20 protein-coding genes are annotated in these 15,354 nt (G+C 62.1%); 14 read left to right on the forward strand and 6 right to left on the reverse strand.

Annotated features, from left to right (window positions below):
* Positions 1 to 17: 17 nt before the first annotated feature.
* Both fhuB and FJ978_RS13160 read left to right on the forward strand, forming a co-directional pair.
* The gene (gene fhuB / locus FJ978_RS13155; RefSeq protein ID WP_246678132.1) at positions 18 to 1,997 is read left to right on the forward strand and encodes a Fe(3+)-hydroxamate ABC transporter permease FhuB; all 1,980 of its coding nucleotides are present in this window, start codon (positions 18 to 20) and stop codon (positions 1,995 to 1,997) included.
* A 20-nt stretch (positions 1,998 to 2,017) separates the two neighbouring features.
* On the forward strand, positions 2,018 to 2,929 hold the full coding sequence (locus tag FJ978_RS13160) for an alpha/beta hydrolase-fold protein (RefSeq protein ID WP_140572452.1): 912 nt from the start codon (positions 2,018 to 2,020) through the stop codon (positions 2,927 to 2,929).
* Positions 2,930 to 2,938: 9 nt separating this feature from the next.
* Here the strand turns inward: FJ978_RS13160 and FJ978_RS13165 are convergent, their stop codons facing one another.
* The 3 genes from FJ978_RS13165 to FJ978_RS13175 form a co-directional block, all read right to left on the reverse strand.
* A complete protein-coding gene (locus FJ978_RS13165; RefSeq protein ID WP_246678116.1) occupies positions 2,939 to 3,511 on the reverse strand; it encodes a hypothetical protein in 573 nt (190 codons plus the stop codon).
* Between the two features lie 177 nt (positions 3,512 to 3,688).
* A complete protein-coding gene (locus FJ978_RS13170; protein WP_140572453.1) occupies positions 3,689 to 4,129 on the reverse strand; it encodes a hypothetical protein in 441 nt (146 codons plus the stop codon).
* Positions 4,130 to 4,320: 191 nt separating this feature from the next.
* Positions 4,321 to 4,578: a hypothetical protein gene (locus FJ978_RS13175; protein ID WP_049802428.1), complete on the reverse strand. Its 258-nt coding sequence runs from the start codon at positions 4,576 to 4,578 to the stop codon at positions 4,321 to 4,323.
* A 544-nt stretch (positions 4,579 to 5,122) separates the two neighbouring features.
* Between FJ978_RS13175 and FJ978_RS13180 the strand changes: the two genes are divergently transcribed.
* The 7 genes from FJ978_RS13180 (at position 5,123) to FJ978_RS33180 (ending at position 9,557) form a co-directional block, all read left to right on the forward strand.
* Positions 5,123 to 5,440 (forward strand): DUF768 domain-containing protein, encoded by a 318-nt coding sequence (locus tag FJ978_RS13180; protein ID WP_013897221.1) that lies wholly within the window; start codon positions 5,123 to 5,125, stop codon positions 5,438 to 5,440.
* Positions 5,441 to 5,522: 82 nt separating this feature from the next.
* Positions 5,523 to 5,771, forward strand: coding sequence for a hypothetical protein (locus FJ978_RS13185; RefSeq protein WP_140572454.1), 249 nt, complete (start codon positions 5,523 to 5,525; stop codon positions 5,769 to 5,771).
* A gap of 414 nt (positions 5,772 to 6,185) precedes the next feature.
* The gene (locus FJ978_RS13190; protein ID WP_013897220.1) at positions 6,186 to 6,671 is read left to right on the forward strand and encodes a hypothetical protein; all 486 of its coding nucleotides are present in this window, start codon (positions 6,186 to 6,188) and stop codon (positions 6,669 to 6,671) included.
* Positions 6,668 to 7,888 (forward strand): divalent metal cation transporter, encoded by a 1,221-nt coding sequence (locus FJ978_RS13195; RefSeq protein WP_140572455.1) that lies wholly within the window; start codon positions 6,668 to 6,670, stop codon positions 7,886 to 7,888. Before FJ978_RS13190 ends, FJ978_RS13195 begins: the two co-directional genes overlap by 4 nt.
* Positions 7,888 to 8,247 carry a hypothetical protein gene (locus FJ978_RS13200; protein ID WP_013897218.1) on the forward strand — a complete coding sequence of 120 codons (360 nt, stop codon included), beginning with the start codon at positions 7,888 to 7,890 and terminating at the stop codon, positions 8,245 to 8,247. Before FJ978_RS13195 ends, FJ978_RS13200 begins: the two co-directional genes overlap by 1 nt.
* Positions 8,248 to 8,249: 2 nt before the next feature.
* The gene (locus tag FJ978_RS13205) at positions 8,250 to 8,591 is read left to right on the forward strand and encodes a hypothetical protein (RefSeq protein ID WP_140572456.1); all 342 of its coding nucleotides are present in this window, start codon (positions 8,250 to 8,252) and stop codon (positions 8,589 to 8,591) included.
* A 750-nt stretch (positions 8,592 to 9,341) separates the two neighbouring features.
* Positions 9,342 to 9,557, forward strand: a complete 216-nt coding sequence (locus FJ978_RS33180; RefSeq protein WP_013897215.1) for a hypothetical protein — start codon at positions 9,342 to 9,344, stop codon at positions 9,555 to 9,557.
* A 116-nt stretch (positions 9,558 to 9,673) separates the two neighbouring features.
* Here the strand turns inward: FJ978_RS33180 and FJ978_RS13220 are convergent, their stop codons facing one another.
* A complete protein-coding gene (locus FJ978_RS13220) occupies positions 9,674 to 10,318 on the reverse strand; it encodes a redoxin domain-containing protein (protein ID WP_013897214.1) in 645 nt (214 codons plus the stop codon).
* Between the two features lie 81 nt (positions 10,319 to 10,399).
* Here FJ978_RS13220 and FJ978_RS13225 point away from each other — a divergent pair, with 81 nt between their 5' ends.
* The 4 genes from FJ978_RS13225 to FJ978_RS13240 all read left to right on the forward strand — a co-directional run bounded on the left by FJ978_RS13225 (position 10,400) and on the right by FJ978_RS13240 (position 12,434).
* Entirely contained in the window at positions 10,400 to 10,591 is a 192-nt protein-coding gene (locus FJ978_RS13225) for a hypothetical protein (protein ID WP_140572457.1), read from the forward strand.
* A 2-nt stretch (positions 10,592 to 10,593) separates the two neighbouring features.
* Positions 10,594 to 10,848 (forward strand): hypothetical protein, encoded by a 255-nt coding sequence (locus FJ978_RS13230; RefSeq protein ID WP_013897213.1) that lies wholly within the window; start codon positions 10,594 to 10,596, stop codon positions 10,846 to 10,848.
* A gap of 38 nt (positions 10,849 to 10,886) precedes the next feature.
* The gene (locus FJ978_RS13235) at positions 10,887 to 12,041 is read left to right on the forward strand and encodes a DUF3182 family protein (protein WP_140572458.1); all 1,155 of its coding nucleotides are present in this window, start codon (positions 10,887 to 10,889) and stop codon (positions 12,039 to 12,041) included.
* A 147-nt stretch (positions 12,042 to 12,188) separates the two neighbouring features.
* Complete coding sequence (locus tag FJ978_RS13240) at positions 12,189 to 12,434, forward strand: hypothetical protein (RefSeq protein ID WP_140572459.1); 246 nt, start codon at positions 12,189 to 12,191, stop codon at positions 12,432 to 12,434.
* Between the two features lie 382 nt (positions 12,435 to 12,816).
* Here the strand turns inward: FJ978_RS13240 and FJ978_RS13245 are convergent, their stop codons facing one another.
* Both FJ978_RS13245 and FJ978_RS13250 read right to left on the reverse strand, forming a co-directional pair.
* A complete protein-coding gene (locus FJ978_RS13245) occupies positions 12,817 to 13,338 on the reverse strand; it encodes a ferritin-like domain-containing protein (protein ID WP_140572460.1) in 522 nt (173 codons plus the stop codon).
* A gap of 184 nt (positions 13,339 to 13,522) precedes the next feature.
* Positions 13,523 to 13,825: a DUF982 domain-containing protein gene (locus FJ978_RS13250; RefSeq protein WP_041164431.1), complete on the reverse strand. Its 303-nt coding sequence runs from the start codon at positions 13,823 to 13,825 to the stop codon at positions 13,523 to 13,525.
* A gap of 293 nt (positions 13,826 to 14,118) precedes the next feature.
* Between FJ978_RS13250 and FJ978_RS13255 the strand changes: the two genes are divergently transcribed.
* Entirely contained in the window at positions 14,119 to 15,150 is a 1,032-nt protein-coding gene (locus FJ978_RS13255) for an SDR family oxidoreductase (RefSeq protein WP_181176685.1), read from the forward strand.
* The last annotated feature ends 204 nt before the right edge of the window (positions 15,151 to 15,354 follow it).

Here is a 15,354-nt window from a genome sequence, read left to right on the forward strand (position 1 = left end):
GTGCGTCGTCGTTTCCTATCCTCAAGAAATATCCGGCGGGCGCGATCCTGCTCTGCGCCGTGCTTGTCGGCGTCGCCGCTGCCGCAAGCCTTTCCAACATGATCGTGCAATTGCCGCCTGCACTCTGGCTCGATGCGCTTGCAAGCCCCGATATCGGAGACATGCGGCAGGTGCTCGTCCACTACGCCTTCCTGCCCCGGCTTGCCGTCAGCCTGCTCTGTGGCGCGGCACTCGGCCTAGCCGGCACGGTGCTGCAGCAGGTTCTGCGCAACCCGCTCGCCTCGCCTGAAACCGTCGGCGTCTCGGCCGGCGCCTATCTGGCGCTGGCGCTCACGACGCTTCTTGCGCCGTCGCTGCTTGCCTTCGGCCGCGAATGGGTGGCGCTGGCCGGCGCGTTCACGGCCCTGGCCGCGGTCTTCGCGCTGTCCTGGCACAAGGGCCTGTCGCCGCTTGCGGTCGTGCTGGCCGGGCTTGTCGTCAGCCTCTATGCCGGCGCTATCGGCGCGGCGCTGGTGGTGCTGCGGCATGAATGGCTGGCCAGCCTGTTCATCTGGGGCGCCGGTTCGCTCGGCCAGCAGGACTGGTCGACGACGCTGTGGCTCTTGCCGCGCCTGGGCGGCACGGCGCTGGCGATCGGCCTGATGGTGCGGCCGCTGACCTTGCTTGGCCTCGGCGACGAAGGCGCACGCAGCCTGGGCGTTCCGCTCGGCATCTGGCGCTTCGCCGGCCTGGCGGCCGCCGTCGCCCTCATCGCCTTTGTCGTCGCCGCTGTCGGCGTCATCGGTTTCGTCGGCCTCGCCGCCGCGACCCTGGCGCGCATCGGCGGCGCCCGGCGGCTCGGCCAGCAGCTCTTGATAGCGCCGCTGATCGGCGGCGCCTTGCTGTGGGCCGTCGACCAGGGCGTGCAGGTCGCGACCGGCCCGCAGGGCGATCTGCTGCCGACCGGCGCGATGACAGCACTTCTCGGCGCGCCGCTGCTGCTCTGGCTGTTGCCGCGCCTGAAACTTGCCACCGAGACGCTGTCGCTGGGCTCGGATCGTCTGCCGCGTGCCCGTCGTCCCGGCCTGGCGCTTGCGGCGATAGGCGGCCTCTTGCTTCTGCTGCTCGCGCTGGCCTTGCTCTATGCACCGGGGCCGCATGGCTGGACATTCGCGTCCGGCGACCAGCTGCAGCCCTTGCTGTCCTGGCGGTTGCCCAGGGTGTGCGCCGCGCTTGCCGCCGGCGCAATGCTGGCGCTGGCCGGGCTTATGATGCAGCGGCTGACCGGCAACCCGATGGCCAGCCCCGAAGTGCTCGGCATCAGCGCCGGCGCCGCGCTCGGCATGATGGTGGCGCTGTTTTCGCTGTCCGATGCGGGCCGCTCCGTCCAGACCGCGGCCGCCACCGTCGGTGCCTTCGCCGCTTTGCTGGTAACGCTCGCCATCGGCCGCCGCGCCGCCTATGCGCCGGAGCGGCTGCTGCTTGCCGGCGTTGCCCTGACGGCCCTGTTCGACGCGCTGATCCTGGTGCTCACCGCCACCGGCGATCCGCGCGCCATGCTTTTGCTCAACTGGCTGACCGGCTCGACCTATGGCGTCGATGCGAACTCGGCGCTTTTGACCTCGGCGATCGCCTTTTGCCTGTCCTTGCTTGCTCCGCTCTTCATGCGCTGGCTGGACATGCTGCCGCTTGGGTCCGCTGCCATGCAAAGCCTCGGCGTCAATCTGAGCGTAACGCGGCTCCTCGTGCTTTTGATGGTCGCCGCACTCACCGCGGCCTCGACCCTGGTGGTCGGGCCGCTGACCTTCATCGGCCTGATGGCGCCCCATCTTGCCCGCCGTCTCGGCCTCGCCCGCGCACTGCCGCAAGCCGTCGGCGCGGTGCTCGCCGGCGCGTTGATCATGGTTGCCGCCGACTGGATCGGCCGCACCGCCATCTTCCCGCGGCAGATCCCGGCTGGCCTCGTCGCCACGCTGATCGGCGGCCCGGTGCTGATGTGGCTGCTGCGCCGTCGCTGATCTTGTCTCCTGGAAGAGCCATGACCGTCTCGCCGAAGGCATCGCCCACCTTGATCGCCGACACCACCATGCACGATCTTGTACCCAAGGACGGCGGCGATCCCTGGCGCGTCTTCATCCATGTGCCATCAGGCCCGGCGCCCGAGGCCGGCTGGCCGGTGCTCTACATGACCGACGGCAACGCCGTCATCGCCACGGCGGTCGACGCCATGCGCGCGCAGGCCTTCTATCCCCTGGGCACCAATGTCGGCTGGGGCGTCATCGTCGCCATCGGCTATCCCGTCGAGAGCGCCTACGACCCGCTGCGCCGCTCATGGGACCTCGGCCCGCCGCCCGGCAAGATATATCCGCCCTTCCACGAGGGCACGTCCGAAGTCAGGACCGGCGGGGCAGGGGATTTCCTGGCCTTCATCGAAGACGAGTTGAAGCCGTGGGTCGCCGGCCGGACCAGGATCGACGGGAAACGCCAGGCACTCTATGGCCACTCGTTCGGCGGCCTGTTCGCACTCTACGCCCTGTTCACGCGCCCGCTTTCGTTCCGAACCTTCATCGCGGCCAGCCCCGCCATCTATTGGGAGGACCGCACCATCGACCGTTTCCTGGAAACTTTCGAAGCGGCTGTTCCCGATGGCCTGACGGCCAATGTCATCCTGTCGGCAGGCGAATATGAGACCGCGAAATTGGCACCATTCCAGATCGGTGCCGACGACGAACAAAAGCGCCTTGAGCAGAAAAAGCTGACGCGCACCGACGAATTCGCCCGGGCGATGGCGGAGCGCCTCGACGCTTTGCCCGGGATACGCGCGAGCTTCGAACTGCACGCTGGCGAGAACCACATGTCGATCCTGCCTGTGACAGTCAACCGAGCTGTGCAGGCGGCGTTCGAGGTGCGGCAAGGGAATATTGCCGCTGCCGAACGCCTGCCTCGGTAAGAAGCGCCATCATTCCTGTGAGGGGGGCGCGCTCAATCGACGATAGGGGATGCCATCGAATCTTGCCGTCACAAAATCCGTGACGGACATCTTGCGCTTGCGTCCGTCGCTGCAGGCGTAGACCGGCCAACCGGCATCGCTGCATTCGCTGGCGGCGCAGATACGCGCCAGGCAGTTGCCGATAGTCAACCGGAAGCCGCCCTTGCCGGCGAAGCCTTGCAACAAGCTGCCATCCGCCGAGCGCCATGTCCGCGCACGGAATTCCGCCCGCAAAAGCGATGGTTCGAGAGGGACCGCAAGATTGGTTTCGCCGGCACGCCCTGCGAGCTGCAGACGGAAATGCGCCATTGCAGTCGTGTATGCGGTCACAAGATCCGATCCGCGAAAATAGGAGATCGGCAGGTTGGAGCGGTCAAGCAGATGAGACATGCGCTCGCTTGCCTCTACCGGCGTCAGCAAGGCAACAAAGACAAGAAAGGCGAAGCAAGCTCGCGACATTTTCCAGCAGCCATATCGATCCCGGCCTGCCGGTTTGGCGCCGGTTGCCCCCAGCAACATCCCGCCAATCGTCGCCCTGCGCAAGCCGCTTGCTGAGGCAGTCAATAAGGCGGTCGGGTGTGCAATTCGCAAGGCCGCCGCAGTCGAAGGGCGAGGAGCCGAAGACGGTGACCCGCACCGACAAATCTGCACGGGCAATGGCGGGGTACAGTCGGCGTTTGCGGTAAGGAGCAGCAACACCTGCCGCTGGCCAGGGGCTCCTTAGCCGGCGCGAGCCGAGGGCAGTTCGAACAGATTGGCGCCGTTCTCCTGGCCGCGCTCGACGTAGCCGATGATGTGAAACCATCTGGCGACATCGGGCCCCTTGAGCCAACTGCGCGAGTGGATGGGAAGGTTACCGGCCAGCGCCTGGATATGCCTGATATGCCGCTTGCAGAAGCGGACGGTCGAGGCCCGGAAGAAATCATCCTGCGCGGCGAACAGCGTATCGGCGGCGTCGCTGCTTTCATGCCAGGCGATGATCGCCACCGCCTTCTCGCCCTCGATCAGCGCGTGCGCACGGCCTTCCTTCAAATTCATCATCAGATTGTCGTAGGCGATCTTGCTGTCCTTGCCGGCGGCGACGTACTCGTCCGACATCCGCTTGGAGAGGCCATGAAAGACGTCCTCGAGATCGCCGAGCGTAGCTGCGCGTGCTCTCATTTCACCTCCTGCGGCCCCAAGGGAAGTTTGCCCTAGGGTTGAGGGGGCGCCAAGCAAATTGAATCCCGACACGGGTGGATCAGAGCAAAGTTGTTCCGCCAGATCGCGGGGGAAGTCGCAACGGGGTCTTGGGGAGAAGATCGACAGTCGCGACGCCGGCCAATCGCTGCACGCGGTCGGCCATGTTTGCCTCAGCCAGCTTTGCCAGTGCGTGCTCGACTTGGTGCGCCGAGTCGTGCCGAAGCCTTCCGGGCTGGCGGGTCGATCTTCATCATCTGTCGCTTGGCCTCGCTCACCCGGCGTTGAGCGGACCGTATCCGGCCGCACAACGCCAAGCTGATGCCGATGCCGCAGTCGTCTCCGAGCAATTCTTCAGCACGTTCGAGATCCAGCTTCGCCCGGCCGACATTCTGCCTGGCCTTGGCCAGTTTCATATCCAGCAAATCCATTCTTCCGCTCCCATTCGGGTTGCGGTCCCTTCGCTTCGTTAACCGCTGCTGATCGCGTTGGTTCCGACAACGACTGATCACGGATGGCGAATTACATATTTGAAGCTGGCCGGATGGGTGGCCGAGGTCGATATTCCGGCCTCTGCGGTGGTTTGAGCGGAACATCGGCCAGCGATACCCGCATCGGCTTGCCGGGCAGCGATGGCACGGCAGCAGCCTGCCGCTTGCGCAACGCGGCCGACAGCTTGGAAACGAAGTCTCGTATCTCCATGGGCGCTCCTCCCGAGCAGCCCCCCGAAGCTTGCATACACTAACGCGGCAGTCGCTGCATTTAACTTTGATGTATCGGCGCGCCGGGCGTCGCGAACCGGCACTCGGGACCAAACGGGAAGGCAACGGCGGCTCGATCAGAATTTGCAACGTCAGTCGGGGTGTGCGCTGGGAGCGGTCGAACGGCGGCATGCCGAAGCGCGCTTCCAACTCCTGTAGTCACATCGGAACCTCGGCGCCATGGCCCGGTTATCTCACTGCGAGGAGGTGCTCCATGAATGCGACGAAAGAATTCCTGCGCAGCTGGCTGGAGGAGAATGTCGGCAACTTGCCGGCCGACACCGAGGTCAGCGTTCCGATGCTGGCGCAGCAGTTCGAGCAGGATGCCGATGCGGCCGGTTACGGGCGCGAAGTGCGGGAGCAGGAGCTAGGCAACATTGAAGATGCCATCCAGCGCGCACTCGATAGAACCGGCGACGGAAACGAGGAGGCGTATCTCGGCGAGGAGAATTCACTGGCGCCAGTCATCGATGCCCTGGAAGCAGCCGAGCCTGGGCATGAGACTTCGGAGGATGCCGAGGGCCCGCAGTAATGGATCTGCGTGCATGCCGGAACAAAAGGCCGATGCCAAAGGTTTGGCGGACAGATAATCCGTCGAAACAGAGAACGTATCGATGACGAAGTCTAATGAGAAAGCGAATCCTGCCAGATCGGAATCTAGCAGCAGTCAGCCCGTCTGGCAAACCGCGACGGACGAACGTTTGTCGCAAGAAGATCCCGTGGAGGGATCTCGCAAGACGGTGGATCATGAGCTCGATCGACAAAAGCAGCCGGCTGACACCGAGAACGCGAAATCTGGACGCCAGGCGCTACGCAATCAGGTCGAGGAAGAGACCGAACTGCCCCAGAAAGGATCGGCCTGAACCGGCCCATCAGTGACGCTGCGCCCCCGAGGATCGTTAAGCCCTGCTGGTGGACTCCCCGCCCTCGAATCCTTGCAATCGTGACCGCAAAGCCCAAACGGAAAGCCGTCCTGTTGCTTGCGGCGGCAACGGTTGGCTTGGCCCTGTACAACAACCTGCCTGCGAGACGGGCATTGGCTGGACGCCCGCTCGGGCGCTTCATCCACCTCCGCAGAACGAAGCTGCATTTCTTGGAGGCAGGCCATGGGCCAATGCTAAGTCCGCCTCGGCTGGAGTCTGGCGCGCAGCGCGAGCAGATGATCGATCGCCAGGCCACCGAACAATAGCCAAACGATGTCGGAAGCAGGCCCTGCTGCCAGCACGGAACCCAGGCCAGCCTCGACGCCGCAAATCGCGGACGAGAGGAACTTTCCTGTGGTTGCGGGCTTTATCTTCATGATTTCAAGCGATTGCAATGAGGGGAAGATGGTCGGCCCTGTTATTCGGCTGAGCCGCGCCTGCCTACCGCTGCTTTTACTGGCGCTAACCTCCTGTTCTTCGTCCGACACCGCCGAACAGCAAACGGAGCTTGCAAGCTCGACGGCGCAGGCGGCCGCGATGGTGACTGATGCCTGGCTTTCGGGTGCCGCGCCATCCTGTTACGCCTCTTCTGCCTTGCTATCCTTCGCCGAGACTCTCGCCGACGCCGCCCGGCAGGTGCAGTCGGCCTCTCCGTCAGATCCAGCGAAGCGCGATGCGTTAAGCACTGCCTTCAGCCGGTTGTCGAACGCGGCGAACCGGGCCGCGAGCGCGGTCAAGACCGAACACCACGCGCAGGCCGACCAGGCGCAACAGGAGCTTCGTGCCGCGCAAGGCGATCTCGCCAAGGCCTACAGCGAATATTTCGCGCCGCAACGATGAAGAAGCTGCTCGAGATCTCGCTGGGTGTCGTGACCAGCGTCGGCGGCTTCCTGGAGGTCGGTTCGATGGCGACGGCGGCACAGGCCGGCGCGCTGTTCGGCTTCCAGCTCATCTGGGCGGTCGCGCTCGGCACCATCTGCATCATCTTTCTGGTCGAGATGGCTGGTCGCTTCGCCGCGGTGAGCCGTCATACCATCTCCGATGGCATCCGCGAACGGTTCGGCTTCAATGCGTTCATCTGGCCGCTGCTTGCAGCCTTGTTGGTCAACTTCCTGGTGCTCTCCGCCGAGATAGGCGGCGTTGCCATTGCGGCCGAGCTTGCCACGGGCATTGGTTTCCAGTGGTGGGCGTTGCCGGTGGCGTTTTTCGCGTGGCTGCTGTTGTGGAAGGGCACGTTCGGCCTTATCGAGAAAGGCGTGTCGATCCTTGGCCTCGTCACCCTCTGCCTCGTCGTGGCAGCCGTGATGCTTCACCCCGACTGGAAAGGGGTGGCTGCCGGTGCCGTGCCCAGCCTGCCGCAGCATGACACGGCAAAATACTGGTTCATGGCCGTCAGCATTCTCGGCGCCTCGATCTCGCCCTACCTTTTTATGTTCTATTCCTCAGGCGCGATCGAGGATCAGTGGGACAAGAGCTATCTCGGCGCCAATCGGGCGATTGCTGGCCTGGGCATGACTTTCGGTGGAACGATTTCCGTGGGCGTTCTGATCGTGGCGGCGGTGGTGCTTGGCGCTAATGGTGTTACCGAGGTGGACGACTATAACCAGCTTCCGCTGATGCTGATCCCGATATTCGGCTTCTCGGGTTTCGTACTTTTCGTTGCTTCGCTGGCCGTCGCCTGCTTCGGCGCCACGCTCGAAGTGGCGTTGCAGCAAGCCTATCTTGTCGCGCAGGGATTCGGGTGGACGTGGGGCGAAGATCTCAAGCCGCGCGACGATCCCGGCTTCAGCCTCGTCTACACGCTGAGCCTCTTCCTCGCCGCCGTTCCGATAGCGCTCGGTCTCGATCCCCTGAAGCTCACCATCTTCTCAATGGCGCTGACCGCAGCCAGCCTGCCGCTGACCGTCGTTCCGTTCCTTATCCTGCTGAATGACGACCGCTATGTCGGCGAGCACCGCAACGGCGTCGTTTCGAACACGGCAGTGATCTTCATCATCGCACTCGGCTTCGTGCTGGCGGTGGTGACCATTCCGCTGCAGATATTCGGAGGCACCTGATGCAACTGCTGCGCGATATCCTGGACAAGCAGGTCGTCGACCGCGAACAGGTCAAGATCGGCAAGGTTGATGGGCTGGTCGCCGAGTTGAGACAAGGAAAACCGCCCAGGGTCGTTGCCATCGAACTTGGCTCGGTCGCGCTGGGGCGACGGCTTGGCGCGGCGCCCGGGCGATGGGCCGCGCGGCTCGCGGCAAGGCTGAGCGGCAAGCGCCAGGCACGGCCGCATCGGATCGCGTGGAACAAGGTGCGCGACATCGGGGTCGACATCGAATTCGATATCGACGTGCGCCGGACCAAAGTCTTTGCCTGGCAGGACTGGCTGCGCCAACACGTCGTCGGCCGGATTCCGGGAGCCTGACGATGGCGACTGTCAATCTCGACCATCTGGCAGGCAGGCGCGTGTGGTCCGAAAACGGCAGGAGCATCGGCTATATCGAGGAGATCATCGCAGAGCAGGATGGCGACGACCTCGTCGTGACTGAATTCCATGTCGGTATCTTCGCCGCTTTCGAGCGCCTGTCCGCTTCGACCATCGGCACTGCATTGCTCGACGTCTTCGCGCTGCGGCGCCGCGAGGGTCTTTATCGGATTCCCTGGGACAAGATCGATATTTCCGAACCGGCACGCCCGAGGCTGCTCTGCTCGGAGCAAGAGCTTTCCGGCTTTACGGCCGGAAGCCAACGACGAAAAACTTCGCACTGAAATGCTCGTCAGACACGGCTCAAGCCAACCAACCATTGATCCCGCTCGGGTCTAGGCTGCAAAAGTCGGGTATCGAACGTGTCGGGCAAGCGCGGGTGAAATGGTGCCCTGACGGATGCAGTGGTCACAAACGTCCGGCGGCAAGAGGACGATCATCTTCGCTTCTCGCTCCGCCAAAGCGGTCTGCCGGCCAGCGAGAAGGGGATTGCGAGCACGCATGTCAGGAGAAGCGCTACGAATAGGTTCGCAATGATTTCGCCGAACTGCATGTGCAACTCCCGCAAACAAACACCCGCCGTGTCGCAGGCAACGGCGGGTGTTTGTGAACCGACGACAAAGGGACTGATGCTCGCCGGTTCCTAACCAAATGAGCTTCACCGGCTTATGCTTCGGGATTGGGACCAATGCTTTCGCCCATGGACTACAGTCGCAAGGCGTTCACATCCAGCTCAAGGCCGCTACGGTCGGCAACGTGACATTTCGCCAGCCGTTTTGCGCGGATGCCTCCGGAACCATCGCCTCGGCCTCGCCGTTCAGGCTTCGAGTCAGGAAGGAGGTTTCGATGACCGGCAAAGCACCACCCACACCTCCCGGGAACCAAAGCCCGAAGGGTCCCGGCGACCCGAAACAGGCGCCGCTTGATCAGAAGAGCAAGGGCGGATCTCCAGTTCAAGATCCAGAGAAACGCGGGCACCAGGGCAATACCAGGGTGAACGTCACTCCACAGCGTAGTCAGCAGGACCGTTGAACATGTCGACATCCAGCAAGACGCCCGCGAGCGTAAGACAAGGCGGCCCGGGCGCAGCTCACGAGAACGCCAAAGCTCCATTGAAGATCAGAAAACCAACGGCGAGTTCCGATCAGCGCAGCCATAGCGGGGTCTCCGGTGGTGGCGGCGAGCGCGACCGTCATCATAGCCATGATCCGGAGAGAAAAGGCGACACGCGCCCTGCACACCGGCGGTGAACCGCTTCCCGGGTTGTCTGGCGGGTTTGCTTCTGACTCCGAATGCTCGCGCGGGGCCATTGCCGTGGCTGTGCTGGGCTAAGAAACGAGTTGCTTGAAATCGCGGGCGAACGATTTCACCCTTTGTCAGATCGGCCTGCGAATTGATCGACTGCCCCCGCCATTTGTAGCATCAGCTCGTCCATTGAGATTGAATTGTCTCCATAGGGATAGAAGTCTGATTTGTCGCCGGTTTTCCATTTCTGCCGCAGTTCGGGTTCGGTAATGTCCCAATCGCGATAGGTCTGGCGCGCCAACTCGCGCAGATCGGCGTGCAACTCCGAGACCGCCGGTCGTCCCCAATAGTAATAGCCGTTGTAGATCTTAAACACTTTCAGATCGCGGCCGAGCACGATTGTGTGTGGGATCATCACGTCGTGCGACGTGTCAGTATATTCCTTGATGTCCAGATCCTTCTGTACGATCCGCTCCTCGTCATAGAGGAACGGCCACGAGGCCGCGGTCTGCTGGCGGTAGTTGTTCGTGGTATGCCAGTCGTCCGTTGTGATGGTGACAAGTTGGGTGTAGCCGACGACGAACTGCGGATGGAAGCGCACGAGCTCGAGCATATGCCGACGATCCTTCGGGCAGAATGAGCCACGCGTCAGCACAATGACCATAAGCTGGTCGCCCTGCAGATCCGATAGGCGCCGAGCTGTCTTGGTGTGGTCGGGAAGAACATAATCCGGGAATTTCGCTCCAGCCGATATATCCTGTCTCATCCGGAATTCTCCTATGTGTTTGGGACATGTACCGAACCCGCGTGGCTGCTGCTTGTTCCTGGGATTTGCGCGGCGCGAGAGGTGGAAGCCTCCAGGCTGAGCGCGCCGGTCTCGCGCTGGGCCGCTCATGGCCGCTTTCGTGGAATGGAACAGCGGCTTTGTGAAACTGTTGTTTATGCTGCAAAGGAGAATGCCAACGGTGGCAGTGAGAGCGAAACCATACTGGCAGTGACCTTCATCATCGTTGCGCAGCAGGCGCAGACAGGCAGCTGACGATGCGTAGGAAGCGTACAAATGCGTCCGAGAAATCGGAGGTCGAACGGCAAGAGGGCAGCGCGATCAAAGAAAGCGGGACGCTGCCGGGATCCGCGCCGACGGGCGACGATTTTCCTCGTCGGCCCAAGAAGAAGCGAGCGCTCGACGGAAATGACCAGGATGCGCATCCGGTCAGCGACGAGCCACTGCCGGACGACGAGGAAGAGCTCGTCACCTCGCAGAACCCGTCGAGGCGAGACATTGACGAGCCGTGACTGGGACGTTCGGGCTGCGACTTTCCGGGCGAACAAAAATGTCAGACCGCGACAACCGCGTGCATTTGGACATGTCGACCGAGGCAACCGGCGTGGTCGTTGCTTTCCGAGCACCAGGGGGTGAACCGATCCGCGCCCACGAGCTATCGGTGATCGGGACCGTCGTTCGCGCCATCGCTCGTCTCAAGGGATTTTCCTTCGAAGAGGATGTCGCAGGCGTCACCAACAAGGCGGGGAACCACTATTTTGTCCCTGACGATAGCCTGCTTGCGGCCGATGCAGCCCGCTTGGGAATTCGTGGACCAGAACACCTCTATGGCGGGGTTGTGCCGTGGCATTTCGTAAAGACCAAGGCCATAACGCACCCACTCCTCGACGGTTCAGCCGGCCGACCGAATGGATGGCGCTCACAGTTCGGCGAAGCCACCTGCATGGCTGTGCTACCTGGCTATACTGTTTTCTCGCGATCGGATGCTTTGCGAGCAGCAGAACGTCTGCTCAGGCGTGGTCCGGTTCGTCTCAAGCCCCCGCTTTTGTCGCGGGGCAGTGGCCAAGTCGTCGCGACGACGTTTCGTGACTTCGAGAGGCTGATGGAGCGTTTTTCCTCGTCTGATCTGGAAGCGTGTGGGCTTGTGCTCGAAACGAATATTCACGCCATCATCACGCTGAGCGTTGGCATAACGAGAATCAATGAAATCGAAGTCGGCTACCACGGCACCCAGACGACGACTCTCGACAACAAAGGTCAGGCCGTCTATGGCGCCTCTCATCTGAACGTTCTGCGTGGTGGTTGGCGGGCACTTCAGAATTCGGACCATCCGCTCACGCTGAAGCTGGCCGTCGAGCAGGCGCAAGCGTACGACGCGGCCATGGCCAATTACCCCGGATTTTTTGCCTCGCGACGCAACTACGATGTCGGCCAAGGGATCGACTCGTCCGGCATTTGGCGGTCAGGCGTGCTCGAGGCCAGTTGGCGGGTCGGCGGCAGCAGCACGGCCGAGCTCGCTGCAATAGAGTTGATGAGAGAGGATCCGGAAATCCGAACCGTCCGCGTGTCCGCCGTCAAGCAGTACGGGAAAGATTGCAGGCCTCCGGAGGCCGCAGACATCCACTTCCAGGGAGACGATCCCGAGGAAGGCCTGATCACGCGCTATACCGTCGTCCTGCAAGCTAAGTGCCGCCTGCCTGGATAGTCATTCTCGTCGTAGGCGATCTGTTGTCGTTCAGAACCGAACCGGCGCCTGAGCGCTTATCAAATCCAGAACGATAAAAACTCCTCGCACGCAGCCGGAACGACACAGTCCCAATTGCCGTTAGCAATAAAAGCACAGGAGAAAGCGATGACCGGACGCAGAACCCGTGAGCAGCAAATGCGCATCATCGAGGAGCGCGAGAACACGAAAAACGCGCCCAAGGAATTCGACGCCGAGGCGGACCTGAAGCAATCGGCTGCCGAGCGCGAGGCGCGCCGGAAGGGGTCGGATATCAGAAGCGACCCGCCCGACCTCGTCGACCCGGACGACCGCAACATCCTTCGCGGCAAAAATCAGGAAAGTGCACACAACACGAATCGAGGTGCTAAGTAGCACCGCCTTACACCGGCGCAGCGGCGCGTCCGCTTTCGGCTTTGGCTCTTGCACCCCTATCTCTGAATTCTTGAACCTCCGCTTCGGTGATGTTCGATGCCAACAAAGTCGTTTTTGGCCCGATCGAATGAGTTCATGCGCGTCAAACAAAGGAATGCCGAGGGTTCGCGGAAGGCTGGTGCAACGCCAAGCAAGCGGCCGCTCTGCTAAAAAAGCAGGAATGAGGAATATCGCTAGAAAGAAAAAGACGACACGCTGATTGGTTGCTGTCTCGCCGCGCCATTATCCCGTCAAAAGAATGCGGCCCGGTCAGGTGACCGGGACCGCATCCCCAGGCTCGGCGCTGGCATGCGAACGGCAGCGCATATCTCGTCAGCGCGCCTTACGCGGCCGCCTGCAGGGCCCGCTTGTTCGCACCGCTTTCGCCGAGCTTGGTAAGTGTCTCGTCGGTGGCGGATTCTTCCTTGAGGGTCTCGCGCAGCAAGGGCAGGGCGTCTTTCAGCCCCAGTTCCTCCGCCCAGGCGATCAGCGTGCCGTAGCGCGCTATCTCATAATGCTCGACCGACTGGGCGGCAGCTACAAGGCCGGCGTCGAGCGCCGGCTCGTCCTTGTATTCCTCGAGGATCTCCGATCCCTCTTCGATGATACCGTCGATCGCGGGGCACGTCTTGCCTCGTGCCGGCTTGCCCAGCATTTCGAAAACCTGTTCGAGCCGGTCGACCTGGCCTTCCGTTTCGGTGCGATGCTTTTCGAAGGCCGCGCTCACTTCTTCCGCCTGCGCCGCCTTAGCCATCTTCGGCAGCGTCTTCAGGATTTTCTTTTCCGCATAATAGATGTCTTTCAGGCCGTCCACGAACAGGCTTTCGAGGCCGTTCGCGGCGCCGGACGAACTTTTCTTCGCCATGAATGTCTCCTTCGACGGGATGCCTTTCCAAGGAACGGCGCCCATTGTTCTAAGCTACTGAACTCAAGGAAGGTGTTCGACTTCCTTGAGCAACAAAACAGGCATGATCGACCGATGTTCCCGACGAAATAACTTGTGAACTGATGTTCAGAAAATTCCGACGAGCCGAAGTAGGAGGAGGTAGTCACGTCAGCGGACCTTTACGGTCGCCGGACGAAAGCTGGTCGAGTATGCTCAGCGCTATGCTCGGCCCGGAATCCTCCAGCAGACCCTGCTCAGCGGCCGCTTTCTTGAAAGCAGCAAAGGCGATTGCCGGACGGCAAATCCCTTCACCCGCGTCTTCCACAAGGCGAGCCGCCTTGAGATAGGCTGGCGCGTCCTTATTCTTCCACGCCCTGCCAAGTGCCTTCTTGGCGTCGGCGATCGAGGAAACCACCATCGTGCCGCCGTTGACGAAGTGGATCGTGAGCGGCAGGAATCTGCTCAAGGCTCTTTCACCATCCTAACCACTCGTTCACGCCGCAGGCGGGGCCGATGAAGGGCACCGCCGTCAGGGCCGCCGCTGCCGGAACAAGAATGGGATTGTAGGTCCAAAAGGATTTCATCTTGCCACCGTGTAGTGGCCATAAACGAAGCTGCCGCCGAGTGGTTGCATCCAACTTCGATGTATCCACAGAGGGCTGGCGCCTGCCCGAAGATGACCGGAAAGCTGGAGGCGCGGTGCAACCTCAACCTTTTCTGTCCGCATGCGTTGTCCCCCGAAAGCGAAGGAGAAAACCGATGCCGACGAAATCCGCCAGGGCCGCAGTATCCGCCGTACCGACCAAATCCGCCACGCGGACCAGATCCACTTCCGAGCAGGCGGCTAGCAAGCAGCGGAGTGTGCAGCGCAAGGTCGATGCGGCCGATCGCGCCAAGCCGAACGGCAAATCCAAATCGCAACGAGCCATGCAGGCGGGCGCGCGCAAATATCCGGTGCCGCCGTTCCCGAAGCAGCATCATCCGAAACCCGGTGAGGAATGGGCGATCGAGCCGGCGCCGCTTTATGATGCGCCGTTCTGGCAGGGATCGAACAAGCTGACTGGCAAGGTGGCGCTGATCACTGGCGGCGACTCCGGCATCGGCCGCTCGGTCGCCGTGCTGTTCGCCCGTGAAGGGGCCGATATCGCCGTTGTCTACCTCAGCGAGGATCGCGACGCGAAGGTGACAAAGCAAGCAGTCGAGGCCGAAGGCAGGAGCTGCATTACCATACGCGGCGATGTCGCCAGGCGGACCTTCTGCCGCAAGGCGGTGGAGCAGACGCTGAAGGTCTTCGGCAAACTGGACGTGCTCGTCAACAACGCCGCCTTTCAAGTGCATTCGTCGGATTTCGCCGATCTCACCGAGCAGCATTTCGACACCACGCTGAAGACCAATCTCTACGGCTATTTCCATATGGCGCAGGAGGCCGTGCCGCACATGAAACAGGGCTCGGCGATCATCAACACCGGTTCGGTGACCGGCATCGAAGGCTCGAAGGATCTGATCGACTACTCGATGACCAAAGGCGGCATCCATGCCTTCACGCGGGCTCTCTCGGGCAGTCTGGTCAGCAAGGGTATTCGCGTCAATGCCGTGGCGCCTGGACCTGTGTGGACGCCGCTCAACCCATCGGAAAAGGAGGCGGAGGATGTCTCGCGCTTCGGCGCCCAGACGCCGATGAAGAGGCCGGCCCAGCCGGAAGAGATCGCTCCAGCCTACGTCTTTCTCGCTTCGCCGCAATGCTCCAGCTATATCACCGGCGAGATCTTGCCGATCATCGGAGGCTATTGAACGCAACCGCCGCTGCCGTAAGACCAGGCCTATTTCGACCAGGCATTGAAGGTCGGAACCATTCGATCCACGCGCAATTGACCTCTGCGGGCCGCGTTAGTCGGACCTGGTGGTAAAGAGAACAGGGTGGTCTTTCCGGCTTCACACCTTGGCCAACGAAAAGGCAGTCGAGCTCTTGTCCCACCCGACCCGCTTTAATTGGGC

The sequence above is a fragment of the Mesorhizobium sp. B1-1-7 genome (assembly GCF_006442705.1).
Taxonomy (GTDB): domain Bacteria; phylum Pseudomonadota; class Alphaproteobacteria; order Rhizobiales; family Rhizobiaceae; genus Mesorhizobium; species Mesorhizobium opportunistum.